The 26,004-nt window shown below is 70.2% G+C and carries 26 protein-coding genes and 1 pseudogene; 19 read left to right on the top strand and 8 right to left on the bottom strand.

The features are described 5' to 3' along the window. Positions 1 to 67 precede the first annotated feature (67 nt). Both MUY22_RS11790 and MUY22_RS11785 read right to left on the bottom strand, forming a co-directional pair. Positions 68 to 820: an ABC transporter permease gene (locus MUY22_RS11790; RefSeq protein WP_247059517.1), complete on the bottom strand. Its 753-nt coding sequence runs from the start codon at positions 818 to 820 to the stop codon at positions 68 to 70. A gap of 28 nt (positions 821 to 848) precedes the next feature. Continuing rightward, complete coding sequence (locus MUY22_RS11785) at positions 849 to 1,787, bottom strand: ABC transporter ATP-binding protein (protein WP_247059516.1); 939 nt, start codon at positions 1,785 to 1,787, stop codon at positions 849 to 851. A 207-nt stretch (positions 1,788 to 1,994) separates the two neighbouring features. Between MUY22_RS11785 and MUY22_RS11780 the strand changes: the two genes are divergently transcribed. From MUY22_RS11780 to MUY22_RS11770, 3 genes are all read left to right on the top strand, one after another. Then, positions 1,995 to 2,582 carry a TetR family transcriptional regulator gene (locus MUY22_RS11780; RefSeq protein WP_247059514.1) on the top strand — a complete coding sequence of 196 codons (588 nt, stop codon included), beginning with the start codon at positions 1,995 to 1,997 and terminating at the stop codon, positions 2,580 to 2,582. Then, entirely contained in the window at positions 2,579 to 3,490 is a 912-nt protein-coding gene (locus MUY22_RS11775; RefSeq protein ID WP_247059513.1) for an SDR family NAD(P)-dependent oxidoreductase, read from the top strand. Before MUY22_RS11780 ends, MUY22_RS11775 begins: the two co-directional genes overlap by 4 nt. Before the next feature lie 168 nt (positions 3,491 to 3,658). Further along, positions 3,659 to 4,546: an endonuclease domain-containing protein gene (locus tag MUY22_RS11770; RefSeq protein ID WP_247059511.1), complete on the top strand. Its 888-nt coding sequence runs from the start codon at positions 3,659 to 3,661 to the stop codon at positions 4,544 to 4,546. 57 nt (positions 4,547 to 4,603) lie between these two features. Here MUY22_RS11770 and MUY22_RS11765 read toward each other — a convergent pair whose 3' ends face one another. Both MUY22_RS11765 and MUY22_RS11760 read right to left on the bottom strand, forming a co-directional pair. Then, on the bottom strand, positions 4,604 to 5,260 hold the full coding sequence (locus MUY22_RS11765) for a response regulator transcription factor (protein ID WP_247059510.1): 657 nt from the start codon (positions 5,258 to 5,260) through the stop codon (positions 4,604 to 4,606). Further along, the gene (locus tag MUY22_RS11760; protein ID WP_247063825.1) at positions 5,257 to 6,420 is read right to left on the bottom strand and encodes a sensor histidine kinase; all 1,164 of its coding nucleotides are present in this window, start codon (positions 6,418 to 6,420) and stop codon (positions 5,257 to 5,259) included. The genes MUY22_RS11765 and MUY22_RS11760 overlap by 4 nt, the downstream gene beginning before the upstream one ends. 204 nt (positions 6,421 to 6,624) lie before the next feature. On the opposite strand from MUY22_RS11760, the gene MUY22_RS11755 reads away from it, so the two are divergent. The 13 genes and pseudogenes from MUY22_RS11755 to MUY22_RS11695 all read left to right on the top strand — a co-directional run bounded on the left by MUY22_RS11755 (position 6,625) and on the right by MUY22_RS11695 (position 19,637). After that, positions 6,625 to 8,145, top strand: a complete 1,521-nt coding sequence (locus tag MUY22_RS11755) for a dynamin family protein (RefSeq protein ID WP_247063822.1) — start codon at positions 6,625 to 6,627, stop codon at positions 8,143 to 8,145. Between the two features lie 61 nt (positions 8,146 to 8,206). Beyond that, complete coding sequence (locus MUY22_RS11750; RefSeq protein WP_247059509.1) at positions 8,207 to 8,854, top strand: hypothetical protein; 648 nt, start codon at positions 8,207 to 8,209, stop codon at positions 8,852 to 8,854. A gap of 45 nt (positions 8,855 to 8,899) precedes the next feature. Next, complete coding sequence (locus tag MUY22_RS11745; protein ID WP_247059508.1) at positions 8,900 to 9,379, top strand: hypothetical protein; 480 nt, start codon at positions 8,900 to 8,902, stop codon at positions 9,377 to 9,379. Beyond that, entirely contained in the window at positions 9,376 to 9,999 is a 624-nt protein-coding gene (locus MUY22_RS11740; RefSeq protein ID WP_247059507.1) for a TetR/AcrR family transcriptional regulator, read from the top strand. Before MUY22_RS11745 ends, MUY22_RS11740 begins: the two co-directional genes overlap by 4 nt. Before the next feature lie 192 nt (positions 10,000 to 10,191). Continuing rightward, positions 10,192 to 10,533, top strand: coding sequence for a nucleotide exchange factor GrpE (locus tag MUY22_RS11735; RefSeq protein WP_371827669.1), 342 nt, complete (start codon positions 10,192 to 10,194; stop codon positions 10,531 to 10,533). After that, positions 10,530 to 12,368 carry a dynamin family protein gene (locus MUY22_RS11730; protein WP_247059506.1) on the top strand — a complete coding sequence of 613 codons (1,839 nt, stop codon included), beginning with the start codon at positions 10,530 to 10,532 and terminating at the stop codon, positions 12,366 to 12,368. The genes MUY22_RS11735 and MUY22_RS11730 overlap by 4 nt, the downstream gene beginning before the upstream one ends. A gap of 104 nt (positions 12,369 to 12,472) precedes the next feature. After that, positions 12,473 to 13,186, top strand: coding sequence for a hypothetical protein (locus MUY22_RS11725; RefSeq protein WP_247059505.1), 714 nt, complete (start codon positions 12,473 to 12,475; stop codon positions 13,184 to 13,186). Between the two features lie 351 nt (positions 13,187 to 13,537). Next, positions 13,538 to 15,361 (top strand): phosphoenolpyruvate carboxykinase (GTP), encoded by a 1,824-nt coding sequence (locus tag MUY22_RS11720; protein WP_247059504.1) that lies wholly within the window; start codon positions 13,538 to 13,540, stop codon positions 15,359 to 15,361. A gap of 60 nt (positions 15,362 to 15,421) precedes the next feature. Next, a complete protein-coding gene (locus MUY22_RS11715) occupies positions 15,422 to 16,264 on the top strand; it encodes a TIGR03621 family F420-dependent LLM class oxidoreductase (RefSeq protein ID WP_247059503.1) in 843 nt (280 codons plus the stop codon). A gap of 13 nt (positions 16,265 to 16,277) precedes the next feature. Continuing rightward, positions 16,278 to 17,153, top strand: coding sequence for a TIGR03621 family F420-dependent LLM class oxidoreductase (locus tag MUY22_RS11710; protein WP_247059501.1), 876 nt, complete (start codon positions 16,278 to 16,280; stop codon positions 17,151 to 17,153). After that, entirely contained in the window at positions 17,150 to 17,755 is a 606-nt protein-coding gene (locus MUY22_RS11705) for an ATP-binding cassette domain-containing protein (RefSeq protein WP_247059500.1), read from the top strand. Before MUY22_RS11710 ends, MUY22_RS11705 begins: the two co-directional genes overlap by 4 nt. Further along, positions 17,749 to 19,028: pseudogene (locus MUY22_RS11700) on the top strand (hypothetical protein). The gene MUY22_RS11705 and the pseudogene MUY22_RS11700 overlap by 7 nt, the downstream one beginning before the upstream one ends. Positions 19,029 to 19,058: 30 nt before the next feature. Beyond that, positions 19,059 to 19,637 (top strand): EndoU domain-containing protein, encoded by a 579-nt coding sequence (locus tag MUY22_RS11695; protein ID WP_247059499.1) that lies wholly within the window; start codon positions 19,059 to 19,061, stop codon positions 19,635 to 19,637. A gap of 7 nt (positions 19,638 to 19,644) precedes the next feature. Here MUY22_RS11695 and MUY22_RS11690 read toward each other — a convergent pair whose 3' ends face one another. Both MUY22_RS11690 and MUY22_RS11685 read right to left on the bottom strand, forming a co-directional pair. Continuing rightward, positions 19,645 to 19,917 (bottom strand): helix-turn-helix domain-containing protein, encoded by a 273-nt coding sequence (locus MUY22_RS11690; protein WP_247059498.1) that lies wholly within the window; start codon positions 19,915 to 19,917, stop codon positions 19,645 to 19,647. A gap of 114 nt (positions 19,918 to 20,031) precedes the next feature. Continuing rightward, positions 20,032 to 21,651 carry an alpha/beta hydrolase gene (locus tag MUY22_RS11685; protein ID WP_247059497.1) on the bottom strand — a complete coding sequence of 540 codons (1,620 nt, stop codon included), beginning with the start codon at positions 21,649 to 21,651 and terminating at the stop codon, positions 20,032 to 20,034. Between the two features lie 200 nt (positions 21,652 to 21,851). On the opposite strand from MUY22_RS11685, the gene MUY22_RS11680 reads away from it, so the two are divergent. Both MUY22_RS11680 and mctP read left to right on the top strand, forming a co-directional pair. Continuing rightward, positions 21,852 to 22,133, top strand: coding sequence for a DUF3311 domain-containing protein (locus tag MUY22_RS11680; protein ID WP_247059496.1), 282 nt, complete (start codon positions 21,852 to 21,854; stop codon positions 22,131 to 22,133). After that, positions 22,130 to 23,788, top strand: a complete 1,659-nt coding sequence (gene mctP, locus MUY22_RS11675) for a monocarboxylate uptake permease MctP (RefSeq protein WP_247059495.1) — start codon at positions 22,130 to 22,132, stop codon at positions 23,786 to 23,788. The genes MUY22_RS11680 and mctP overlap by 4 nt, the downstream gene beginning before the upstream one ends. Here the strand turns inward: mctP and MUY22_RS11670 are convergent. After that, the gene (locus MUY22_RS11670; protein WP_247059494.1) at positions 23,782 to 24,387 is read right to left on the bottom strand and encodes a hypothetical protein; all 606 of its coding nucleotides are present in this window, start codon (positions 24,385 to 24,387) and stop codon (positions 23,782 to 23,784) included. The genes mctP and MUY22_RS11670 overlap by 7 nt on opposite strands. Positions 24,388 to 24,419: 32 nt before the next feature. On the opposite strand from MUY22_RS11670, the gene MUY22_RS11665 reads away from it, so the two are divergent. Next, entirely contained in the window at positions 24,420 to 24,995 is a 576-nt protein-coding gene (locus tag MUY22_RS11665) for a peroxidase-related enzyme (RefSeq protein ID WP_247059492.1), read from the top strand. Here the strand turns inward: MUY22_RS11665 and MUY22_RS11660 are convergent. Beyond that, entirely contained in the window at positions 24,992 to 25,918 is a 927-nt protein-coding gene (locus MUY22_RS11660) for a bifunctional helix-turn-helix transcriptional regulator/GNAT family N-acetyltransferase (protein ID WP_247059491.1), read from the bottom strand. The genes MUY22_RS11665 and MUY22_RS11660 overlap by 4 nt on opposite strands. Positions 25,919 to 26,004 lie beyond the last annotated feature (86 nt).

Below are 26,004 nucleotides of genomic sequence, written 5' to 3'. Positions count from 1 at the left end.
GAGGAACGGAAAATCCGGGTCGCCCCCCGACAGCGCGACCCGGATTTCCCTTTTCCCCTGTTTCCCCTCAGGCGTCCCGCTTCTTCGCCACCCCGAGGGCGATGAGCAGGAACACGATCGAAACCCCGGCGAAGTAGGCCAGCGCCCAGCCCGGGCTCAGCGGCGAGTCCGACGGCATGGGGCCGTTGCCGGCCGGCGTCGAGCCGACGAGGAACTTGTTGGCCACGTTGAACGGCATCCACTCGTGGATGTGGTTGCCGATCTTCGGGATCAGCTGGACCAGGCTCTCGACGGCCAGCGAGTAGATGAGCAGCAGGGCGATCGCGCCGGCGCTGTGCCGGATCATGGTGCCGACGGCGACGGCGAGCACCGCGCTGAAGGCGAAGACCACGCCGAGCCCGGCGACGGTGGCCCAGTCCTGGCCGGTGGCCAGGGCGAGGTTGTCGTTCGGCCGCATCACCTTCGCGAGGCCCCACGCGCCGAACGCCGAGATCTCGCCGATGACCAGCGCCAGCAGCCCGACGACGACGGCCTTGGCGACCAGCGCCGGCGAGCGGTGCGGCACCGCCTGGAAGGTGGTGCGGATGGTGTTGAAGCGGTATTCGGTGGTCACCGCGAGGGCGGCGAGCACCATGACGACGGCGATGCCGAACTGCGTGCCACCGAACTGGGTGGCCGAGACGGTCAGCGAGTCGCCGGCCTCGGTCGCGCCGGCCAGGATGGCGGCGAAACCGACGGACAGGACGATGGTGATGAGCGCGCACCACCACGGCGAGCGGGTGGTGAACAGCTTGATGCGTTCGACCGCGAGCAGGTTCATGACTGTGGTTTCCCCGTGTGGTGTGCGGTTACTTGGCGGACTCGAGCACTTGGTGCGCCTCGGCTTCGAGACCGGTGTGGTACTCGACGGAGTCGCCGGTGATCTGCATGAAGGCCTGCTCGAGCGAGCCGGTCTGCGGGCTCAGCTCGTGCAGCACGATCCGGTGCTCGGCGGCGATCTCGCCGATCTTGTCGCTGTCCATCCCGGACACGACGAGCGCCTTCTCGTCGCCGGTGACGCCGGCGCTCGCGCGCTGCAGGACGTCACGCAGCTCGGTCAGCTGCGGCGAGCGGACCTTGACCGTGTTCTCCGCGGCGCGGGAGACGAAGTCTTCGGTCGACGACTGCGAGATCAGCTGCCCGCGGCCGATCACCACGAGGTTGCTGGCGGTCAGCGCCATCTCCGAGAGCAGGTGGCTCGACACGAAGACCGTGCGGCCTTCCTCGGCCAGCCGGTGCATGAACTTCCGGATCCAGAGGATGCCCTCCGGGTCGAGGCCGTTCACCGGCTCGTCGAACAGCAGCACCTCGGGGTCGCCCAGCAGGGCGGCCGCGATGCCGAGCCGCTGCGACATGCCGAGCGAGAACCCGCCGGCGCGCTTGCCCGCGACGTTGCTCAGGCCGACGGTGTCGAGCACTTCGTCGACGCGGGCGGCCGGGATCTTGTTGGACTTCGCCATCCACTGCAGGTGGGCGCGCGCCGAGCGGTTGGGGTGCACCCACTTCGCGTCGAGCAGCGCTCCGACGGTCCGCAGCGGCTGCTTGAGGTCGTGGTACTTCTTGCCCCCGATGGTGACCTGGCCCCCGGTGGGGTTGTCCAGGCCGAGGATCATCCGCATGGTGGTCGACTTGCCCGCCCCGTTGGGACCGAGGAAGCCGGTGACCTGCCCCGCGGCCACGGAGAACGACAGGTTGTTCACCGCCAGCGTCTTTCCGTACCGTTTGGTGAGGCCCGTTGCCTCGATCATGGCTTGCTCCTCTTCGCCCCTCGCTTACGACGTACCTATCGTCGCGGGTGAGGACCTGTTCGCGCGTCACCCTGTAGACCGAACCGGGCCCCCTACCTGAGTAGTACCTTCCTGGCTTTTCGGCCGATGCGCGATCGGTGATGACCCTGACCCGACCCTGATGCGGACCCGGGTGACACCATTAATGAACTTTGGTTCAATAATGCCGTGGCCCGGCCGAGGAGCATCACCGACGAGCGGCTGCTGGCCGCGGCGGAGACCGTGATCGGCCGGTGCGGACCGGGATTCACCCTGGCCCAGGTGGCCGCCGAGGCCGGGGTCGCGGTCGGCACGGCCGGGCAGCGCTTCGGGTCGAAGGCCGGTCTGCTGCGGGCGCTTAGCCGGCGCGCGACGACCCACGCGGTCGAGCGGATGCGGGCGTGCGCGGATTCCCGGGATGACCCGATCGTGGGACTGCGCGAGGCGGCCGTGACGGTCTACGCGTCGCTCGGTGACGCCGAAGAGGCGGCCAACCACCTGGGCCAGCTCGGCGTGGACATCGGCGACCCGGTGCTGCGGGCGCTGCTGGGCGAGCACTGCGCGGCGGTGGAGGCGGAGCTGGGCCGCCTCGTCCACGCGGCGGCGGCCGAGCTGCCGCACGCGCCGAGCGTGCCCCGCGCCGCGCGGGCGTTGCTGGCGGTGCTCAACGGGGTGTCGCTGGACTGGTCGATCCGGCCGGAGGGGCGGCTGGCCGACCGGCTGGCCGAAGACGTCGACGCGGTGCTGACCGCGTGGCGGGGACGGGAGAAGACATGAGCTTGCTGGGCAAGGTCGCGGTGGTCACGGGGGCGACCCGGGGCTGCGGCCGCGCGATCGCGGTGGAACTGGGCCGCGCGGGGGCGACGGTGTACGTCACCGGCCGGTCGACGCGCGAAACGACGTCACCGATGAAGCGCCCGGAAACGATCGAGGAGACGGCGGAACTCGTCGAAGCGGCGGGCGGCAAAGCCGTCGCGGTCCGCTGCGACTTCACGTCGGTGTCCGATGTGGACGCGCTGAAGACCCGCATCGAGTCCGAAGTGGACGGAGTCGACGTCCTGGTCGACGACGTCTGGGGCGGCGACATGTACTTCCACTTCGACGCGCCGTTCTGGGAGACGCCGCTGGAGGACGCGCTGAGCCTGACGCACAACGCGCTCGACACGCACCTCATCGCGCTGCACGGGCTGCTGCCGCTGGTGGTCGCCCGCCGCGGCTTGGTGCTGGAGGTGACCGACGGCGACAACGACGACTACGTCGGCGCGGGCCTGCCGTACTACCTGGCCAAGTGCGGCATCCGCGCGCTCGGCCGCGCACTGGGCGTCGAGCTGAAGAAGAACGACTGCGTCGGCCTCGCCGTCACCCCAGGTTTCCTGCGCTCGGAGTCGATGCTGGACATCTTCGAGGTCACCGAGGCCACCTGGCGCGACGCGGTAGGCAAACTTGCGCCGGTCGACTTCAAGATCTCCGAGACCCCGTACCTGCTGGCCCGAGGCGTCGCAGCCCTGGCCCAAGACCCGGACGTCGCCCGCTTCGCCGGCCAAACGCTGGCATCCTGGACCCTGATGCACGAGTACAACTACACGGACATCGACGGCGACCGCCCGGACTTCGGCCGCTGGCTCACCGAAGTCCGCAACACGGGCAAAGACCCGGCAACCACACCCCCGGACGACTACCGCTGACCCAACCTCGCCACTTTCGTCATGAAAGTGGCGCTTTCGGGGGCCTGAAGCTGCACTTTCCCTAGGAAAGATGCGGGGTTGTGGAGGGAACTCGGGGGATGTGGACAAGTGGGTCGTAGTTGATCTTCGTCGGGGTCCGTTGTCGGCGGTGTGACGCAGGTTTGGTGGGTGTTCCAACGTCGCAGCAGAGACCTGGTCGACTTCGCCGAGCCCTTCATCGGGAGCCACGCCGTCGCTGAAGACGCCTTGACGTTGTGTGACTTGAGGTCTCCATCGTTCACCAGGTTGTTCCGGAACGTCTACGTCGCCTCGACCACTGAAGTCACGCACTCGATGCGATGCCGGGCGGCGGCTCTGTTTGCACCGAGCGGCGCCGTCCTGACCGGGTGCTCGGCAGCGGCTGTCCGTGGCCTTGAACTGGTCGGCCCGCAGGACCTGGTCGAATTCGTCGTGCCCGAGAAACTGAAGTTCAACAGGCAGGCCGGACTGCACATCCGGCGGACCAGCCGGATGATCGACAGCGAGCCGTGGGGTGACATCCAGCTCGCTACGCCACTTCGGCTGGCGTTGGACGTCACCACGAACACCAAGCTCCATCGTTCGCTCCCGCGAACTGTCGGCTACCTCGACGCCTTCCTCGGCAGCGGGCTGGTGAACCCGGCCGAGCTGCGCCTTTACCTCCTGCCGCGCCGTGACAACGGAATGGTGCGAGCCAGGAAAGCGGTCGCGCTGGCGGACGCGCGTTCGGAGAGCCTTCCCGAGTCCGAGCTGCGGGTGTGGCTCACCGTCGCCGGGCTCAAGCCCGAGGTCCAAGTCGACGTCGTCACCGGAGCGGGTGACTTCCTCGGCCGTCTTGACCTGGCATTCCCCGCGCGGAAGCTGGCTGTCGAATACGACGGCGAGTGGCATCTCGACGGCATCCAGCCGCGCCTCGACGCGCAACGCCGCGCTGCGATCGAGGCTGAGGGCTGGCGCTTCGTGATCGTCACCAAAGCTGACTTGTACGGCGATCCGAAGCGAGTGGTCGCGACCGTCCGAGCGGCACTTTCCCTATGAAAGATGCGTCCGCAGGGCCCCCGGACGCATCTTTCATAGGGAAAGTGCGGGCTTCAGCTAAGCGAGCCCGGGGCGGGCGAGGCCGGTTTCGTAGGCCAGCACCACTGCCTGCACCCGGTCGCGCAGGTCCAGCTTCGCGAGGATCCGGCCGACGTGCGTCTTCACCGTCGCCTCCGAGAGGAACAGCGCCTCGGCGATCTCCAGGTTCGACATGCCCTTGGCGATCAGCACGAGCACCTCGCGCTCGCGGTCGGTGAGCACGTCCAGCTCGGCCGTGTCGCGCATCGGCGTGCCGCCGGCGCCGACGAAGCGGTCCAGCAGCCGGCGCGTCACCGACGGTGAGACGACGGCGTCGCCTGAAGCCACCGCCCGCAACGCCGAGACCAGGTGGTCGGGCTGGGTGTCCTTCAGCAGGAACCCGCTCGCCCCGCCCTGCAGCGCCGCGTAGACGTATTCGTCGAGGTCGAACGTCGTCATCACGAGCACCCGCGCGGTGCCGTCGGCGACGATCTTCTTCGTCGCCTCGACGCCGTCGAGCACCGGCATCCGGACGTCCATCAGCACGACGTCGGGGCGCAGCTGTTCGGCCAGCCGGATGGCCTGGGCGCCGTCGCCGGCCTCGCCGACGACGTCGATGTCCTCCTGCGCGCCCAGCACCATCCGGAACCCGACGCGCATCAGTTCCTGGTCGTCGACGACCACCACACGGATCACTGCGCCAACCTAACCGGCAGCGCCGCGCGGACCTGCCACCCACCACCCGGTGCCGGGCCGACTTCGAGCGTCCCGCCGTAGACGTGGGCGCGTTCGCGCATGCCGATCAGCCCGTTGCCACCCGGGACGGCCAGCCGGGGCGTGGCGCGGCCCGCGGGGATCAGCTGCGGGAGGCGGCCGGCGCCGTCGTCCGACACCAGGACCTCGACCAGGTCGCCGGTCCGGTGCAGCCGCACGGACGCGGTCGCGCCGCGTCCGGCGTGCTTGAGCGTGTTGGTCAGCGACTCCTGCACGATCCGGTACGCCGCGAGCGACACGCCGGCGGGCAGGTCGCCGAGCTCGTCGGTCTCCAGCGTCACCGGCACGCCCGCCGCGCGCATCCGCTCGGCCAGGTCGGCGATGGCGTGCGCGTCCGGCTGCGGGACCCGCGGCTCGCCTTCGGCGCGGTCGTTGCGCAGGACGTCGAGCAGCGCGCGCAGCTCGCCGAGCGCGCCGCGGCCGGTCTCGGAAATCGTCTGGAGGGCCCGCTGGGCGAGCTCGGGGTTGCTGCGGATCGCGTACGAGGCGCCGTCGGCCTGCACCACCATCACGCTGACCGCGTGCGCGACGACGTCGTGCAGCTCGCGCGCGATGCGGCCGCGTTCCTCGGCCACCGCGATCCGGGTGGCCTGGTCGCGTTCGGTTTCGAGCAGGTGCAACCTCGCCTCCACTTCCACGTCGTAGGCGCGGCGCGCCCCGACGAACTCGCCGAGCGTCCAGCACAGCGCGATGCCGAACGCCAGGAACAGCACCGAGATGAGGATGTCCCCGGACTGCTCGATCAGCAGCTGGACGGCCGACGCGACCACGACCGCGCCGACGAACACCACGCCTTGGCGCCGTCCGGCGTAGACGACGACGGAGTAGATGCTCATCGCCAGCCCGGCCGCGCTGCCGATGCCGAGCATCAGCGCCGCGTGCACGATGCTGATCACCAGCACGACGTACGCCGACCACAGCGGCGACTTCCGCCGGAACACCAGCGGCGTCACCATCGCGACGATCACTGGGATCCCGACGTACCAGGGCGGCAGTTCGGGCACCTCGGCGAAGCCGTCGGCGACGAAGAGCATCAGGTCGAACAGGCCGAGCAGGACGGCCAGCACCGAGTCGCCCGCCATGGGGTGGGCACGCATCCACAGACTCAGCCGTCGCACCAGGCAACACTAGGTCCCGGCCCGCGGATCCCGCGTCGGTCGCCGGTACCACCTTCGGTGCGACCCAGGGATGAGGCGCATGGGACGATTCCCGGGGTTGTCCGTACGACGGGAGGGCTGGGGGCCGTGACGTCACCGGAGCAGGGCCGGCTCGCCGGTCCGCTGTCGATGTCCGTGGCCAACCTGTGCCACCGCCTGCAGTCGCAGGTGTCCGCGCGGACGTCGGCCGGGTTCGCCGAGGTGCTGCGCCGGCTCGGCGCGCCGCTGCAGGTGGCCGTCGCCGGGCGGATCAAGTCAGGCAAGTCGACGCTGGTCAACGCCCTGATCGGGCGCCGGGTGGCGCCGACCGACATCGGCGAGTGCACCCGGCTGGTGACCCGCTTCCAGTACGGCACGGTGGACCGCGTCGAGATCGTCTTCACCGACGGCCGCAAGCAGGTGCTCCCGTTCGCCTCGGACGGGATGATCCCGGCCGAGCTGGGCGTCGACATCACCAAGGTCTCGCACATCGAGGCCTACCTGACCAACGCCGTCCTGCAGGGCATGACGGTGATCGACACCCCCGGCCTCGGCTCGCTCGACGCCGCGTCGGTGTCGCGTACCGAGCTGCTCCTCGGCGCCGCGAAGCACCGCAAAGACGACGACGAAGAGGGCTCCGACGACCTCGACGACACCTCGCGCAACGCCGTCGCCGGCGCCGAGGCCGTCCTCTACGTCGTCACCCAGGGCGTCCGCGCCGACGACCAGCAGGCGCTCGCCGCGTTCACCGCGGCCACCGCGAGCCGCGAGGCCGGCCCGGTCAACGCCATCGCCGTGCTGAACAAGGCCGACACCATCGCGCCCGAGTCGGTCGAGGGTTCCGACGGCGACATCTGGAAGGCCGCGACGATCCTCTCGGAGAAGCAGGCCTCGACGCTCAAGCCGCGCGTCGCCGACGTGCTGCCGGTGATCGGGCTGATCGCGGAGTCCGCCGAGTCGGGCGGCTTCACCTCCGCCGACGCCGAGGCGCTGCGGGCGCTGGCCGACCTCGACGACGACGTCCTGCAGACCATGCTGATCTCGGCCGACATCTTCACCAGCTGGGAGTGCGACGTCCCGGCCGGCACCCGGCTGCGCCTGCTGGAGAAGCTCGACCTGTTCGGCGTCTCGCACGCCGTCGACGTCATCCGCAAGGAACCGGAGATCACGGCGGGCGCGTTGCGGCGGTCCCTGCTGGACGCGTCGGGCCTCGAAGCCGTGCGGCAGCGGCTGTCGATCGTGTTCGCCGCCCGCGCCGACGGGATCAAGGCGGCCGCGGCGCTCGCGTCGGTCACCGCACTCGCGCACGCCTCCGGCGACCCGGCCGAGCGCCAGCGCGTGCACGACGCCATCGAGGTGCTGCTCGCCAAGCCCGAGGCCCACCAGCTGCGGCTGCTCGAAGCGCTGACGCTGGTCGCCTCCGGCGCCGTCGACATGCCCGAAGACCTCTCCGAAGAGGTGCTGCGGGTGGGCAGCAACGCCGACATCGGCGCCCAGCTCGGCAAGCCGGGCGCACCCCGGCCGGAGCTGGCCGCGCACGCGCTGGAGCGCGCGGGCTGGTGGCGGTCCTTCGCGTCGTTCGGCGCGACACCCGCGCAGAGCCGCGTTGCGCACGTGGTGCACCGTGCATATTTCCTGATCTGGCAGCAGGTGCGCGAGCCACAGGCCTGACGCTTGTTTCACGTTGCCGACTTCTCCTGGAGAAGCGGCTTTTCCGCGTACTCTGGAAAACGTGCAGCTGGAGAACACGACATCCTGGCGAGCGGGGTGGAGCAGCGAGACCGAGATCGACGTCGCGCTGTACATCCGTGACGCCTTGGCGCTGTCCGTTTCCGAAGGACAGGTCCTGCCGCCGGTGGAGCCGCAAGTCCCGGTGCACGTCCCGCCGGAGATCGACCGCGCCGCCGTCCAGGAGCAGTGGGCGGACTGGTGGAACGACCTCCTCGCGTTCCTGCGCGGCCGGGTGGACCCGGACCCGCGCAGCCCGCGCAACCGCTACGGCCGGCCCGCGCTGGCCCACGATTCGGCGATGCGCCAGGCGATCGAGTACTTCGCCCCGGCCGCGTCCCGGCATTTCGCCAACGCGCGCGGCCCGGCGCTGCGCGGTGCGGGCGAGCCGTCGGGCACGACCCCGTGGGCGCCCGGCTTCTACCGGCGCCAGATCGTCGCCGGCGAGCGGCTCGGTCAGCTCGTGCGGGAGGCCGAGGTGCGGCTGGGGCGGCGTGCTTACCCGTTCCGGCTGAACGTCATCGAGATCTCCGTGGCCGGCTCGATCTGCCTGCGCACGGCCGACGACCAGCTGCTGGTCTCGTCCCGGTTCGCCGAGGACGGCCCGGGGCTGGAGGCCAAGCTCCGCGAGGTCATCAACGAGCTGGTCTGACCCCCGGCTTTCATAAACCGAGCGCGCGGTCTGATAATGAACGGCATGGAGACGACCGTCGACGAGCCGTCGTGGCTGCGCACCGGGTCCTGGGTCGGCTGCCCGCTGGCCGGCGCCGCGCTGGGCGTCGGGGTGTGGGCCATCGCCGCGTGGGTCACCGGCCTGCCGGCCTTCCCGTTCCAGGGCGTGTTCAAGGTGCTCACGAAGCTGCCGCAGCCGTGGGCGACGCTCGCCGCCGTCGCCGGCGGCCTGGTGCTCGGGTTCGCGTTCGCGGTGATCTGGGCGCACGACCGGCTGGTCGTCACGGTGTCGCCGGCCCGCGTCACGCTGGTCCGCGGCGAGAAGACGCGGCGCATCGAAGCCGAGCTGGACGCCGTCTACCTCGACGGCAAGGAGCTCGTCCTGCACACCGTCGACGGCCGGGAGATCGCCCGGGAGAAGACCGACCTCGGCGCGCCCGAGCTGGCCAGGGCGTTCGCCGAACACGGCTACCCCTGGCTCGACGAACCGCCGGCCGAGCGATGAGGACGGTCGACCCCGCGAAGCACGCGGCCAAGCGCCGGGCGATCGTCGACGCCGCCGCCGGGTGCTTCGCCGAGAAAGGCCTGGAGCGGACGACGACCGCGGACATCTGCCGCGCCGCGGGCATCAGCTCCGGCAGCCTCTTCCACTACTTCCCCACCAAGCGCGCGGTGTTCACGGCGATCTTCGAGGAGGACGCCCGCGACACGGCCGAACGGCTCGCCGCGGCGGCCGAGGCGGCCGACCCGTGGACCGCGCTGCTCGACGTCGCGCTCGCGCTGGCCGCCGAGGTCGCGCACCCCGCCATCGCCCGGCTGGTGCTCGAGGCCGCCGCGCAGGCCGCGCGCGACGACGAGTTCGCCGCGCTGATCCGGCGCAACGAACGCGCGCTGGCCGACGGTCTCGCCGTCTTGATCGAGCGGGCCGTGGCCGCCGGGCTGATCGACCCCGGCGTCCCGCCGCCCGCCGCGGCGGGCTGGGTCGCGGCCCTCGCCGACGCGCTGATCACGCGGGCGGCGTTCGACCCCGACGTCGACGTCGCGGCCGAACTCGCGATCCTCCGGACGATCTTGATCCGGTTCCTTCGCCCGGTTCCGGCCGTTTCGCCCCCGGATGGCGTCTGAGTGCCCCAAACTGGTGGAATCTGCGGTGAGCCGGACGGGGTGGTGCGGGTGGCGTGGTTTCGGAAGGACGGCGTGGTGGATGCCGACGAGACGCCCACCGGCCAGATCCCGGCGCTGAGCATCGCGCAGATCATCGAAGAGGCTGACGCGGAGAAGGGAACCGACGGCGCGACGCCGGCGTCGGACACCGATGTGCACCCCTTGCAGCCGGTCATCACCTCCCCTGTCGGCCTGGAGCGCGCACTCGCGGATCGCGAAGCGCTGATCCAGATGTGCTTGTACGCACTGGATCGCGCCCGCAGCGGCGGCGTCGTCGAACGGCTCGAAGAAGGGCTGGCCGCGATCGGCGTTCAGGCCCTGCGGCCCGACGGCGAGCGGTTCGACCCGGCCCGGCACGAAGCCGGCGGTGCGCTGCCGACCGAGGACCCGGCGCTGGACGGCGTCGTCGCGGAAACCGAGGTCACCGGCTTCGCCGACCACGACCGCCTGCTGCGCGCCCCGATCGTCATCGTCTACGCGAAGAAGACCCCGTGAGCGCACCCACCGCGCCGAGCCTGCCCGCGCAGGTCCAGGCGGCCCGTGACCAGCTGCTGACCGTCGTCCGCGACGCCGATCCCGACGCCGCCAGGTGGGTCGACGACATCCGGAAGGCGCGGCCGAAGAAGCCGGCCGTCGTGGTCGTCGGCGAGACGAACCGCGGCAAGAGCTCCCTGGTCAACGCCCTGCTCGCGCGACCGGGACTGTCCCCTGTGGACGCCGACGTCGCCACCGCCACCTACCTCGTGTTCGACCACGCGGAGACCTGGGGTGCGCAGGCCTGCTACCCCGGCCAGCTGGCGCCGGTGCCGATCGACCTCGGCCAGCTGATCAACTGGGTGTCGGCCGCGCACGAGCTGCCGCCGGGCCAGATCCCGCCGCGCTACGTCGAGGTCACCGGCCCGGTACCGCTGCTCGAACGGCTTTCGCTGGTCGACACCCCCGGCGTCGGCGGGCTCGACTCGATGCACGGCGAGCTGGCCAAGGAGGCCGCCGCGGGCGCGACGGCGCTGCTGTTCGTCGTCGACGCGTCGGCGCCGTTCACCTCGACCGAGCTGCAGTTCCTGCGCGACGTCGGCGAGCGCGTCGAAACCGTGGTGTTCGCGCTGACCAAGGTGGACATGTTCCGCGGCTGGCGCGAGGTGCTGGCGGCCGACCGGCAGCTGCTGGCCGAGCACGCCCCCCGCTTCGCCGACGCCGTGTTCCACGCGGTGTCGCCGCGGATGTTCGAGACGGCCGCGAAGGCGCCCAACGAACAGCTGGCCGCGATGCTGCGGGAGAAGTCCGGCATCGCGAGCGTCCAGACGGCGTTGCAGGAACTGCTGGTCGGCCGCTCGGCGATGCTCGGCGAGGCCAACACGCTGCGTGCGCTGTCCAGCGCGCTCGCCGTGCTCAAGGCGAAGCTGCAGGCCGAGAGCCGGGCGCTGTCGGCGGGCGAGGCCGAGGCCGAGCAGCTGCGCGAACGCCGTGACCAGCTGCAGGCCGAACGCCGGACGTCGACCCGCGGCTGGCAGCTGAAGCTGCGGGGCGAGGTGCAGCGCACCCGCGTCGAGGTGCTGCACGAGAGCAGCCGTCAGATGCGGGACGCGCAGACCCACTTCCGGCAGCTGATCGACGCCGCGAAGCGCGACGAGCTGACCGCGTTGCCGCAGCAGGTCGACATCGCGCTGCAGACGACGTCGCAGCGGATCTCGATGCTGCTTTCCCAGCGGCTCAACCAGGTCACGAACGTCTCGCTGTCGGAGCTGTTCTCGCCGGAGGAGCTGGACGTCATCCGCGCGCAGTTCGCGCGCGCCGGCGGCCCGCCGGTCGTGCTGCGCCCGCCGGACAAGAAACCGCCGACGGCCGAGGACAAACTGCTCGTCTTCATGGGCATCTCGGGCGGCGTCGGGGCGGGCAAGGTGGCCGCGCTGCCGCTGGCCGGCGTCGCGATCCTCAACCCGGTGGTGCTGCCGGTGACGATCATCATCGGCCTCGGCGCGGGCTGGTGGATGGCCCGCACGCGCAAGCACGCGGCCGACAAGCAGCACCTGAAGCAGTGGCTCGTCGAAGCCATCGCGGACGCCCGCTCGACGCTCGATCAGCTCGTCGCCGAGCAGCTCATCGAGGCCGAGCAGCAGCTGTCGATGGCCCTGGACGAGGCCCTCGGCCGGCGCATCGACGCGATCGAGGCCGAGCTGAAGGAAGTCGACAAGACGATCAAGATGGGCGCCCAGGAACGGGCGAAGAAGATCGCGATCGTCTCGAAGCGGCTGAAAGAGGTCAGCGACGGCCGTGACCGGGCGGAAGCGTTCCTGACCCGGATCCGGGCATTGCGGGACAAGCCGGCCTGAGCGCGCGTCCGGTTGTGGTGGGGAACCGAACCGGCCTACGGTGAGTCATACCCTCAGACAGCAGGTCGGAAAACGGCGTTACCCGGTTCGAAGGGGGAAGTCCCATGTGGGTCGACGAGAGTGGCGGCAGCGACACCGACGCCAATGGTGCCGAGGCGATGACCGTGCACGTCGACGGCCAGGAGTACCAGGCCGAGGTCAACTACGACGTGAACGACGACGGCGTCAACGACACCGCGATCGTCGAACACGACGACGGCACGGCCCAGGCCTTCATCGACACGAACCACGACGGCCAGGCCGACCAGTACGCCGTCCTCGACGAGACGGGACACGTCGTCGAGCAGGCCGTCTACGACGAGGCCAGCGGCGAGTGGATCCAGTCGGAGGGCGGGGGCCACGACGACTCCGACTCCGGCACCGGCCACGAGGACAGCTCCGGCGGCCACATCCACGCGGACATGCCGGACGGTGAGGTCGACGCGGGGGCGGCGACCATCGACACCGACCACGACGGACACAACGACACCGCCGTCGTCGAGACGAAGAGCGGCGGCACCATCGCCTTCACCGACAAGGACGGCGACGGCGAAGCGGACATCGCGGTGCAGGTCGACGCCGACGGCACGTCCACGACGTTCGAGCACAGCGGCCCCGGCCAGTGGACCGAGGTCTCCAGTGGACTGCTCGATTCGGGCGGCGACCAGCAGATCGGCGACCCCGCGGGCGACGCCGAGTGGGGCGGCGCCGGCACGCAGACGCTCGAGGGCGTCGCGCACATCGACTCCGGCACCGGGCAGTGGATCTCGCCCAACTGAAACGTTACCCAGGTCACAGTTTGAAAGCCCGGCGCACCCGTGCCGGGCTTTTTTCATGTCGCAAATGAAAACAAGCAGGTCACGGGTGTGACACCGCGCACCGCAAGATTTACTGCGAATGCACCGATCCGGTGACGTCTGAATCGATTCCCTTATCGTTCTTGTGAGAGAACGTACACGTCAGCTCTCGGTTACCTGCCGGTCATGCGGCTACTCTCGGGGAATCCCAAAAAACGCACACCGGCTTCGCCAGCCGGTGTGCGAAGCCATTCGGTCGCCGGCAACGCAGCCCGCTCCGGAACACAGCCGTTCCGAGCGGGCTCATTTTGTCGTCGGAAGTCAGGAGCAGAGATGACCGCAGTCGCCATCCCCGGACTGGACACCGCGCCGACGACGCACACCGGCGTGCTGTCCTTCGTCCGGGAGGTCGCCGAACTGACCACCCCGGACCGCGTGGTGTGGGTCGACGGGTCTGACGAAGAAGCCGCCCGGATCAACCAGGAGCTCGTCGAAGCCGGCACGTTCGTGCAGCTCAAGTCGAAGCCGAACTCCTTCTGGGCCACCTCCGACCCCAACGACGTCGCCCGCGTCGAGGACCGGACCTTCATCTGTTCGGAGCGTCCCGAGGACGCCGGTCCCACCAACAACTGGACCGACCCGGCCGAGATGAAGGCCACCATGACCGAGCTCTTCCGGGGCTCGATGCGCGGCCGCACGATGTACGTCATCCCCTTCTGCATGGGCCCGCTCGCCGACGAGAATCCCAAGCTGGGTATCGAAATCACCGATTTCGCCTACGTTGTCGCCTCGATGCGCGTGATGACCCGCGCCGGCCGCGCCGCCCTCGACAAGTTCGTCGGGCCGGACGGCAGCGAGCGCGAATTCGTGCCCGCGCTGCACTCCGTCGGCGCGCCGCTCGAGCCCGGCCAGAAGGACTCTTCCTGGCCGTGCAACGAAACGAAGTACATTTCGCACTTCCCGGAGGAGCGCGCGATCTGGAGCTACGGCTCGGGATACGGCGGCAACTCGCTGCTCGGCAAGAAGTGCTACTCGCTGCGCATCGCTTCGGTGATGGCGCGCGACGAGGGCTGGCTCGCCGAGCACATGCTGATCCTCAAGCTGATCTCCCCCGAGGACAAGGTCCACTACGTCGCGGCGGCGTTCCCCAGCGCCTGCGGCAAGACCAACCTCGCCATGCTGCAGCCGACCATCCCGGGCTGGCGCGCCGAGACCCTCGGTGACGACATCGCCTGGATGCGCTTCGGCGAAGACGGCCGCCTCTACGCGGTCAACCCGGAGTTCGGCTTCTTCGGCGTCGCGCCGGGCACCGACTGGCACACCAACCCGAACGCCATGCGCACCATCGAGCAGGGCAACACGGTCTTCACGAACGTCGCCCTGACCGACGACGGCGACATCTGGTGGGAGGGCATGGAGAACCAGCCCGAGCACGCCACCTCCTGGAAGGGCCAGGAGTGGACGCCGGAGTCGAGCGAGAAGGCCGCGCACCCGAACTCGCGCTACTGCACGCCGATGTCGCAGTGCCCGATCCTCGCCGACGAGTGGGACGACCCGAAGGGCGTGCCGATCTCGGCGATCCTGTTCGGCGGCCGCCGCAAGACCACGGTGCCGCTGGTCAACGAGGCCCGCGACTGGCAGCACGGCGTGTTCATGGGCGCCACCATGTCCTCGGAGACGACGGCCGCGGCCGCCGGCGCGGTCGGCAACGTGCGCCGCGACCCGATGGCCATGCTGCCGTTCCTCGGCTACCACGCCGCCGACTACTTCAAGCACTGGCTGACGCTGGGCAAGAACGCCGACGCGAACAAGCTGCCGAAGATCTTCTACGTCAACTGGTTCCGCCGCGGCGACGACGGCCGCTTCCTGTGGCCGGGCTTCGGCGAGAACTCGCGCATCCTGAAGTGGGTCGTCGAGCGCGTCGAGGGCAAGGGCAACGCCGTCGAGACGCCGGTCGGCTTCGTGCCCCGCGCCGAGGACCTCGACACCGAGGGCCTCACCGAGCCGCTCGAGGACATCCAGGCCGCCCTCGACGTCAAGCCCGAGGAGTGGCGCGCGGAGCTGCCGCTGATCGAGGAGTGGTTCGACAAGATCGGCGACACCGTGCCGACGTCGCTGCGTGACGAGCTCGACGCGCTGGCCCAGCGCCTCGCCTGAGTCTCTCCACCGAGAAGGGGACGTCCCGTGTGGACGTCCCCTTCTTGTAGGTTCGGGCCCATGAGACCGTTCCGCTTCGGTGTGGCACTGGTAGCGCCCGGCTCGCGGGCCGGGTGGGTGGCGAAGTGCCGCCAGGCCGAGGACCTCGGCTACGACGTCGTCGGCGTGGTCGACCACCTCGGGCGGGTCGCGCCGGTGCCGGCGCTGCTGCTGGCGGCCGAAGCGACCGAGCGCGTCAAGCTGAACACCTACGTGCTCAACGCGAGCTTCCACAACCCCGTGCTGCTGGCCCGTGACCTCACCGGGCTCGACGAGTTCACCGGCGGCCGCCTCGAGATCGGGATCGGCGCGGGGTACGTCCGCGCGGAGTTCGAGGCCGCCGGGATCGAGTGGGGCACGCCCGGGCAGCGGTTCGCGCGGCTGAAGCGGGTGGTCGCCGGGATCGAGCGCGCGTACGCGGGTCGCCCCCGGCCGCCGCTGCTGCTCGGCGGCCGCGGCGACCGGATGCTGGAGTTCGCCGCCGAGCACGCCGACACCATCGCCTTCACCGGCACCGCGCCCGGCGCGGCCGAGGGACGGCTGGCCCTGGCCGGTCCCGCCGCGGTCGCCGAGCGCGTCGACTTCGTGAAGCGGGCGCTCGGCGGTCGTGACACCGAGCTCAACCTGATGGTCCACCTCGTCCGGATCACCGACGACCGGCAGACGGCGCTCGAAGAGGCCCACCGGCTCGTGCCGCACCTCGGTGCCGACGAGCTGGGCGAGCTGCCGACCGTCCTCATCGGCTCGGCGGAAGCGGCGGCCGAGCAGCTGCGGCGCACGCGGGAGACGCTCGGCATCAGCTACTTCACGGTGATCGAGGACGACCTGACCAGGCTGGCCCCGGTGATCGAAAAGCTCCGCTGAGTACCGTGTCCCTATGACTGGGGACTTCCGCTTCGGCGTGAACATGGTCGTGCCGGACAGTCGCGCCGCGTGGGTCGGGAAGTGCCGCCAGGCCGAGGACTTCGGCTTCGACGTCGTGTCCGCGGCCGACCACCTCGGGATGGCGCCGCCGTTCCCGGCGCTCGTGCTCGCCGGCGAGGTCACTTCGCGCGTCAAGCTCAACACCTACGTGCTCAACACGCCGTTCTACAACCCGGTGCTGCTCGCCCGCGACGTCACGGGCACCGACCGGTTCACCGACGGCCGCCTGGAGCTGGGGCTCGGCGCGGGGTACGTCAAGGAGGAGTTCGAGGCCGCCGGGCTGCCGTTCCCGTCCGCCCGCGAGCGCGTCGACCACCTCGAACGCACGATCCTCGAGCTCAAGCGGGCGTACGCCGACCCGGAGCACAAGCCCGCGCCGGCGCGTCCGGAAGGACCGCCGCTGCTGCTCGGCGGCCGCGGCGACCGGATCCTGACCCTCGCCGCCGAGCACGCCGACATCATCGGCTTCACCGGCACGGCCAAGTCGCCGGACGCCGGCGCGCTGGTCCCGGCGAGCGCCGAGGACATCGGGGAGCGCGTCGAGTTCGTCCGGTCGAAGCTCGGCGACCGGGAAGCGGAGTTCAACCTGCTCTGCCACTTCGTGAAGATCACCGAAGACCGCGCGGGCGCGCTGGAGGACCTCGCGAAGCTGACGCACGGCGTGCTGAGCGCCGGGCAGCTCGCCGAAGTCCCGACCGCGCTGGTCGGCTCCCCCGCCGAGGTCGCCGAGCAGCTCCACGCGCACCGCGAGCGGTTCGGGCTGACCTACTACACCGTCCTGGAGCACGACATGGCCCAGTTCGCCCCGGTCCTCGAAGCGCTCCGATGATCGACGCGAAGGGGATCGGCGTCCGCGCCGGCGACATCTGGCTGTTCGACGACCTCGACTTCAGCGTCGACGCCGGTGAGGTCGCCGCGATCGTCGGGCCGAACGGTGTCGGCAAGTCGACGTTGATGCGCTGCTTCTACGGCATGCAGCGGCCGCAGCGGGGCCGCGTGCTGGTGGACGGCAAGCTGCCCGACGAGCGGGACGTCGAGTTCCGGCGGAAGGTGTCGGTGCTGTTCGACGACTCCGACTTCTTCGCCGAGCTGACCCCGTTGCAGCACCTCGACCTGCTCTCCGGCACCTTCGGCGCCGACCTCGGCGACCACCAGGACCTGCTGCGCGACGCGGGCCTCGGTGAACGCATGCACGTCACGTCCGGGCACTTCTCCGCCGGCCAGCGCCGTCGGTTGCTGCTGCTCGGCGTCACCGCCCGGCCGCACCGCGTCCTGCTGCTCGACGAGCCGGAGCGCGCGCTGGACACCGCGGGCAAGGAGTGGCTGGTCGAGGTGATCGCCCGGTCGACGGCGGCCGGCGCGGCGGTCGTGGTGGCCACCCACCACCCGCCGCTGCTGGAGGCCGCGGACAGCGTGCTCGAACTGTGGTGACGTTGGCGCCGCGGCGGATGAAGATCCCGGGCCGCAAGCGGTTCGGCGGGATCTTCAGCGGCGACACGGCGTCGTTCGTCTTCCTGTTCGGCTTCGGGTTCCTCTTCACGGCGTTCTTCCACGTCGACGGCTGGCGCCCGGCGGTCTACGGCTCGTCGCGAGTGGACTTCCCGGCCGTCCTCGGCTTGCTGACGCTGTGCTGCGCGGTCGGCTGGCGCGGCCTGCTGCGCCGCGGGTTCGCCTGGGTCGAGCCGGCCGAACTGACCTGGCTGGACTTCGCGCCGGTCGACCGCGGCCGCGTCGTCGCGCTGCGGCTGCTCGGCGCGTGGACCGGCGTCGTGGCGGTGACCGGTTACCTGGCCGCGCTGCTGCTCGCCGTCGGCGGCGGCGGGCTCGGCGAGTGGCGCGCGGGGATCGCCGTCGTCGCGGCGACCGCCGTGATCGCGTACGTGACCGCGCGGCGGACGGCGTGTGGTTCGACGCGGCCGGCCCGCTGGTGCTGGCGGTGCTCGGGCTGGCGATCGCGGCGTTCCACCTCGGCGCCGCCGCGGTGGAGTTCGTCGCGGCCGGCGTGGTCGTCGCGGCCCTGCCGCTGGCGTTCGGCGGCGAGCCGGTGACGCGCGCGGGCCGGTCGGCGCTGCTCGCCGGCTGGGAGGGCCGGGTGCTGCGCTCGGTCGCCGTCACCTTCCTCGACCCGATGATGCTGCTCCCGCCGTCGGCGCCGGTCGGGCGGATCTCGGTGCGCCGCCCGACGCCGCTGCGGCTGGCCGTGGCGGAAACCGCCGGCCGGACCAAGTACGCGGGCGCGGCCGTGCTGGTCGGCTTCGCGATCGTGGTCGCGCACATCGCGCTGCCGACGCTGCCGGGCCCGGTCCTCGTCGGCCTCGGCGCGTACCTCGCGTTGACGCCGTTCAGCGCCGGGCTCGGCGAGCTGTGGCGCAACCCGGGGCGTCGCCGCTGGCTGGGCTCCCCGGACCGCGACCTGGTGCTGGCGAACGGCCTGGTGCTCGCCGGCGTCGGCCTGCTGTGGGCGGTGGTGCTGTACGGCGTCACGCTGGCGGCCGGGACGTCGTTCGCCGGGCCGGCGTGGCTCGCGGTGCCGCTGTCGGTGCTGTCGATCCTGCGCACGGTCACCCGCAAGGCCGTCGACTACGGCAACCCGGCGTTCGTGGACACCCCGATGGGCCCGATGCCCGCGAACCTCGTCCGCCAGCTATTCCGCGGGCTCGACCTGCAGGTTATCGGGATCGTGCTGCTTTCCGCGGCCATCTGACCTACCCTCGATGCGACGAATGGAGCAGTCATGGGTGGCGGACACGCGTCAGGGGTGGGGCGCCGGGCGACCAGCGAGTTCCCGCCGGGCTGGAACGACGAGCACATCATCTCGGTGGTGAAGGACGTCGCGAACGACCCGAGCGAGGCCCGGCGGCAGCAGCGGAACGGCCGGTGGCGGTGTGCCGGCGAGCGGTTCAACGTGCACATCGTCGTGCTGGTCGAGGAGAACGGCTACGTGCACACGGCCTACCCGGTGGCGGGCCCCGGCGTGACCCGCAACCCGGACGCGGCCCGCGACCCGGCGAACCCGACGGTCGCCGACCTCAAGGAGAACCGCATCAGCTTCTTCGCCGACAGCGTCCTCACGATGCTCGGCGACCGGCTCTCCCCCGAGGACTTCACGCACTACCGCACGCTGCTCTGGTCAGGCGAGTGGGAAGAGCTGGCGGACGTCCTGGCCGCACACGCGGCAAAGGTCGACCTGAAGTTCTCGGCCGACGAGCTGTCGGACTTCGAGAAGCTGCTGAACAGCTACGACCTGCCGGTAGCGGGCTGCGCGTTCCTCAACGACCGCGACCACATCCTGACGCAGCTACGCGCCTCGTGACCAAGGCCTAGCTGGCCTGCGAAAGCGGTGGTGACGCGGCCGGTGCGACGGTCGCGCGCAGCTCGTCCAGCGGCAGGCCGACGGCGTCCGCGATGGCCGTGACCGTGAAGAACGCCGGTGTCGGGATTCGGCCGGTCTCGATCTTGCGGAGCGTCTCGACCGAGATCCCGGCTTCCCCCGCGACGTCGACCATGCTCCGGCCGGCCCGCGCCGTCCGCAGCGCCTGACCGAGGCGTTCGCCTCGCTCGCGCTCTTCCTCCGTCAGCGGTACTCGCACCATGAAACCAATTCTAATACCAGTAGTTATCCACTGCCTGTGGACAACTCTGTGCACAGGTGTGGAAAAGCCCCGCCGAACCGGAGTTCGACGGGGCTTCCACAACACCTTGTGGCGTCAGGCGCCCGGAGGCACCGGCAGTGCCACACCGGGCAGGCTCTGGTCGTTCGGCACAACACCGTCGACCAGGTAGGCCTCCACGACCTTGTCCACACCCGCGTTGCCGCCGGCGTAGATCCCGTGGTCACCCTCGCCGGTGATCGTCAGCATCCGCGAACCCGCGAACGCCTTGTGCGCGCGGCGCGCGCCCTCGATCGGCGTCGCCGGGTCGTGCTCCGACTCGACGATCAGCACCGGCGGGACACCCTTGCCGTCCAGCACGGGCAGCGGCGCCGGGGTCTTCTTCCAGAACAGGCACGGCTGGATGAACCAGCCGGCGCCCAGCAGCGGCTGCTGCTTGTCGATCAGCTTCTGCGAGTCCTTGATGGCACTGTTCGTCGTGCCGGTCCACGGACCCTCGTTGCAGGGGATGCTCCAGAAGCTGGCGTCGTACGAGTCGCCGTCGCTCGGGACCATCAGCGGCTGCGGGCCGAGCGTCGTGGTGCTCTTGTCCGCGACCTTGACCTTCTGCGCGGCCGACGACTTCGACTGCGCCGAAGCGGTGCCCTGGGTCAGCGTGCGGACGCTGACCAGGTAGTCGGCCAGCGCCGGGAACGCGCGCTTCGAGTAGATCTGCGACGCGATGAAGGCGTCCAGGCCGTTGGCCGACACGCTCGAACCGTCGGGCAGGGTGACCGCGCCCTGGGTCAGGGCGTAGCGGACCTGCTCGTAGGTCTGGCGGGCCGCCTCGCCGGTGGTGCCGAAGTGGTAGAGCTTGTCGTACTTCGCCACCCACGGGAGGAAGTCGGACCGGAAGCGGCGCTCGAAGCCGAGCGGCTGCCAGTCGAACGACTTCTGCCAGGTCGTCGTGAACTCCGTCGAGGAGTCGAGCACGAACCGGCCGGTGCGCGCGGGGTAGGCCTGGGCGTAGTGCGCGCCCATCCAGGTGCCCGCGGAGTAGCCGACCCAGTTGATCTTGTCGCGGCCGAGCAGCACGCGCAGCAGGTCGATGTCCTTGACCGTCTGGTCGGTGTTGATCAGCGGGCCGAGCTCACCGGACTTCACCTGGCACGACTGCGCGGCGTACTTCGTCGCCTGCAGGATCAGGTTCAGGTTCGCGCGGTCGCGGTCACGCGGGTCCAGGTCCGAGCCGGTGCCGATGGCGCCGCCGCACGTGATGTTCGTGCTCTTGCCGGTGCCGCGCGGGTCGAACCCGACGATCTCCTGGTGCTCCCGCAGCTTCGGCTGGTTGCGCAGCCGCGCCGGGAAGTTCCGGCCGGGCGCGCCCGGGCCGCCGGGGTTGGTGACGACGCTGGCCGTCGCGTCGCCGGTCGCCTTCAGGCGGCTGACGGCGATGGTCAGGTCGATCTGGGCGTTCGCCTGGTACCAGTTGCGCGGCGTCTTGTAGGTCGCGCACTCCATGTCCTCGGCGCCCGCGGGCGGGGCCGTCGGCAGCTCGGCGGGGACGGCGCACTTGTGCCAGTCCAGCTTCTGGTTCGCGTACTGCACCGGGATGTTCGTGGAGTTCCGCGGCAGCTTGGCCGCCGCGGCCTCCTGACCTGCGAACGCAGGCGTGAACCCGGCCAGCAGGGTGCCGGCGATCGCCGGGATCACCACCGCGTAGCGGAGTCGTGTCATACGGTTGCCCCTTTGGATTTTCTTCAAGTGGAGTCGCGCTATTGATATAGGGCGGGTAACGACGGGGCAACCGACGTTGGTCGGGGTGTTGGCCGGCAACGCGGTACGCGGCGATCAAATCGATATCGGACAGACGTGACGTCCCGTCAGCCAGGTTCTAAGGTCAGGCGGTCGGTTACGGGAGTGTTAGGTGAGGTCCGATGTCGACTGTGAAGCACGACGACGGGAAGGTGCGCGGGAAGCCCTTCAACCCGTGGTACCTGCTCTTGATCGTCCCGCTGCTGGTCCTGGTCACGCCACTGTTCAACATGGACGGTCCGCGGCTGTTCGGGATGCCGTTCTTCTACTGGTTCCAGTTCCTCTTCGTCGCGGTCGGGGTCCTCAGCACGTGGATCGTCTACCTGATGACGCGGGAGAAGCCGGCCGGTGACGCCCCGGACAAGCTGAGCGTCGACGACCTGGACGAGGGGGACGCTCGATGAGCAACCTGCAGTGGCCGGAACTGATCATCTTCACGATCCTGTTCCTGCTGGTCACCGTGCTCGGGTTCATGGCCGCGCGCTGGCAGCGCGGCGGCGGGCTGGACCACCTGGACGAGTGGGGCCTCGGCGGCCGCAAGTTCGGCTCGTGGGTCACCTGGTTCCTGCTCGGCGGCGACCTCTACACGGCGTACACGTTCGTCGCGGTGCCCGCGCTGGTGTTCAGCGCCGGCGCGCTCGGCCTCTACGCGCTGCCGTACACGATCGTCGTCTACCCGATCGTCCTGCTCCCGGCCCTGCGGATGTGGTCGGTGTCGCGGGTCCGCGGCTACGTCACCCCGGCCGACTTCGTGCGCGGCCGCTTCGGCTCGCCGATCCTCGCGCTGCTGATCGCCATCACCGGCATCGTCGCGACCATGCCGTACATCGCGCTGCAGCTGGTCGGTCTCGAAGCCGTGCTGCGGACGATGGGCATCAACGGCTCCGGCATCGTCGGGCACCTGCCGCTGCTGATCGCCTTCATCATCCTGGCGGTCTACACCTACCAGTCCGGCCTGCGGGCGCCCGCGCTGATCGCGTTCGTCAAGGACATCCTGATCTACATCGTCATCCTCGTGGCGATCATCTACCTGCCCTCGAAGCTGGGCGGCTGGTCGCACATCTTCGACACGGCGGCGGCGAAGCTCGGCACGCCGAACCCGGCCACCGGCAAGCCGGCCGGGTCGATCCTGCTGAACGCGAACAACCAGCTGCAGTACGCGACGCTGGCCCTGGGTTCGGCGCTCGCGCTGTTCCTCTACCCGCACTCGCTGACCAGCGTGCTGGCCTCGCGCGGCCGCAGCGTCATCAAGAAGAACATGGTCGCGCTGCCGGCGTACTCGCTGGTGCTGGGCCTGCTGGCGCTGCTCGGGTACGTCGCGATCACGGCGGGTGTCAAGCCGCTGACGAACGCGGCGACCGGCAAGCCGGACGGCAACACGATCGTCCCGGTGCTGTTCGACAACCAGTTCTCGTCGTGGTTCGCCGGCATCGCGTTCGCCGCGATCGGCATCGGCGCGCTGGTGCCGGCCGCGATCATGTCGATCGCCGCGGCGAACCTGTGGACGCGCAACATCTACAAGGAGTACATCCGCAAGAACGCGACCCCGCAGGAAGAAGCGAAGCAGGCGAAGCTCGCTTCGCTGGTCGTGAAGCTGGGTGCGGTCGCGGTGATCATCCTGATCGACCCGCAGTTCTCGATCGACCTGCAGCTCATCGGCGGCGTGCTGATCCTGCAGACGCTGCCGGCGGTCGCGCTCGCGCTGTACACGCGCTGGTTCCACCGCTGGGGCCTGATCGCGGGCTGGGTCGTCGGCATCGGCTGGGGCCTGATCATGCTGTACGGCATCCCCAACCCGGCCAACGGAAAGCTCCACTTCGGCGGTTCGGCGCTGTCGCTCGGCAACTTGTCGATCTTCGGCTGGCACCCGTTCTCGGGCTCGCTGGTGCAGATCTACGTCGGCTTCGTCGCGTTGATCGCCAACCTGGTGGTCGCCGCGATCGTCACGGTGATCGCGCGGCAGATGAAGGTGTTCAACGGCACCGACGACACCAACCCCGCGGACTACCTGGCCGACGAGAACGACAAGAACCTGCGCCCGATCGGCGCTGCTCACTGAGCGGTGCGCCGGCTGATCACCGCGCGGGAAACGAGGTAGAGCACCACGCCGTTGAGCAGGTGCCAGAGGAAGTGCGTGCCGGCCGGGACGTAGTCGCAGACGTCCCGGTCGAGCGTGCGCAAGCTCAGTGACAGCGCGAAAATCGCACCCGCCACAGCGAAGTGCGTCCAGGAGGCGTCGCGCGAGAAGGCGAGAAGCGCGACGAAGACGCCGAACGCGATGAGCGCGGAGAGGTAGAGCCCGCCCCCGAGCAACGCCGTGACGACGGTGAGCACGAGGAACGCGGGTGCGGCAAGCCACGCCAGGCGCCAGCCGTAGAAGACGCGCGCGAACACCACGACGTACACCAGCACGAAAACGAGAATGCTCACCGAATCCGCGACGCCGGCCCAGCGCGTCGCGATCAGGTGAAACGCCGTGCTGGCCGCGAAAACCAGCCCGATCAACACAGCGAGCAGACGCCCGGCGCGATCCCCCGCGGCCAGCCGCCACACGAGCACGGCGGCGAGGAGGAACGCGAGATTGCTGAGACTGTTGAAGGGTTCTCCCCAGAGCCCGGGCGCGACCCGTTCGCAGTACCCGTCGACGTAGTCCGTCACGGGGACAGCCAACCATGACTAGCGTGGAGTGTATGAGCGACGCGGTGAGCCGGTTCCCGGTGACGGAACTCGAAGACCTGCCCGACGACTTGCGCGAGCGCGTCGGCGTGATCGCGGAGAAGTCCGGGTTCACGCCGAACATCTTCCGTGCGCTCGGCCACCGGCCGGCCGAACTGCGCGCGTTCCTCGACTACCACGACGCGCTGATGGAACGCTCCGACGGGCTCAGCAAGGCCGAGCGCGAGCTGGTCGTCGTCGCGACGTCGGGCGCCAACCACTGCACCTACTGCGTCGTCGCGCACGGCGCGATCCTGCGCATCCGCGCCAAGGACCCGGAGCTCGCCGACCGCGTGTCGAGCAACCCGTGGCAGGTGGAACTGGACGAACGCGGCCGCGCGATCGTCGACCTGGCGCTCGCGCTGGCCCAGGACTCGGCGCTGTTCGGCGAAGGCGACCTCGAAGCCGCGCGCGACGCAGGGCTGACCGACGACGAGATCTGGGACGTCGGCGCGATCACGGCGTTGTTCGCGATGTCGAACCGGCTCGCGCACCTGACGGCGTTGCGGCCGAACCCGGAGTTCTACTTGCTCGGCCGCGTCCCGCGTTAGAACTCCCGGCGCCAGATCTCCTCGGTCAGCTTCGGACCCCAGCCGTCGAAATCCGCTTCTTCGACGAGTTCGAACCCGGCCGCGCGGTAGAGCGCCCGGGCAGCGTCGAGGATGGACACCGTCGACAGCTCCATCACGCGGTAGCCGTGGGCCCTGGCGAACTCGACGCACTCGGTCACCAGCCGCTTGCCGACGCCGCGACCCCGGGCCGACGGCTCCAGCAGCAGTAACCGCAGCTTCGCGGTGTCCGCGTCGGAGCCGCGGGCGCAGCCGATGCTGCCGACGCGCTCGCCGTCGAGCTCCGCGATCCAGAAGCCCTGGCGCGTGTCGTCGTGCACGGCGAAGTCCGCGACGATGCGGGCGACCAGCCCTTCGAACCGGTTGTCGAAGCCGTACTCGCGGGCGTACAGCGCGCCGTGCCGCTGCACCACCCAGCCGAGGTCGCCCGGTCGTGGCGGGCGGAGGACGAGCGCCGGGTCGCGCCGGCGCTCGCCGACGACGTCGCCGATCGTGCGCATCGCGGCCAGCATGCGCCGCTGGTCTTCGTCGGCGAAGCGCCGGAGCAGGCCACCGATCTGTTCGGTGGACCGGCGGTTGAGCAGCGCGAAGGCGTCCCGGCCGGCGGCGGTCGGCCGGACGAGCTGACGGCGGGCGTCCTCGTCGGACCGTTCGCGGGTGATCAGGCCGCGGCCCTCGAGGCGGGCGAGCAGCCTGCTGGCGTACCCGGCGTCGAGGTCGAGGCGTTTCCGCAGGTCGGTGACGGCCAGCGGGTCGCGCTGGGTCAGCTCGAAGAGCACCCGGGCTTCGGGGAGGGAGTACTCGGCGTCGGCCGGGCCTTCGTCCAGGACACCGATGACGCCGGTGTACAGCCGGTTGAAGGCGCGGACCGCGGCGACCCGTTCGGCCAGCTCAGTGTCGTTCATTGACCACCTCAACAAAGTCGTTGACGGAGTCAATGATTACGCCATCAGGCGGCCCGGGCAAGAAGTTTCGGGGAAAATGGGAAACC

The sequence above is a fragment of the Amycolatopsis sp. WQ 127309 genome (assembly GCF_023023025.1).
In the GTDB taxonomy this organism is placed as follows: domain Bacteria; phylum Actinomycetota; class Actinomycetes; order Mycobacteriales; family Pseudonocardiaceae; genus Amycolatopsis.
This window is presented reverse-complemented; position numbering and strand designations above follow the sequence as displayed.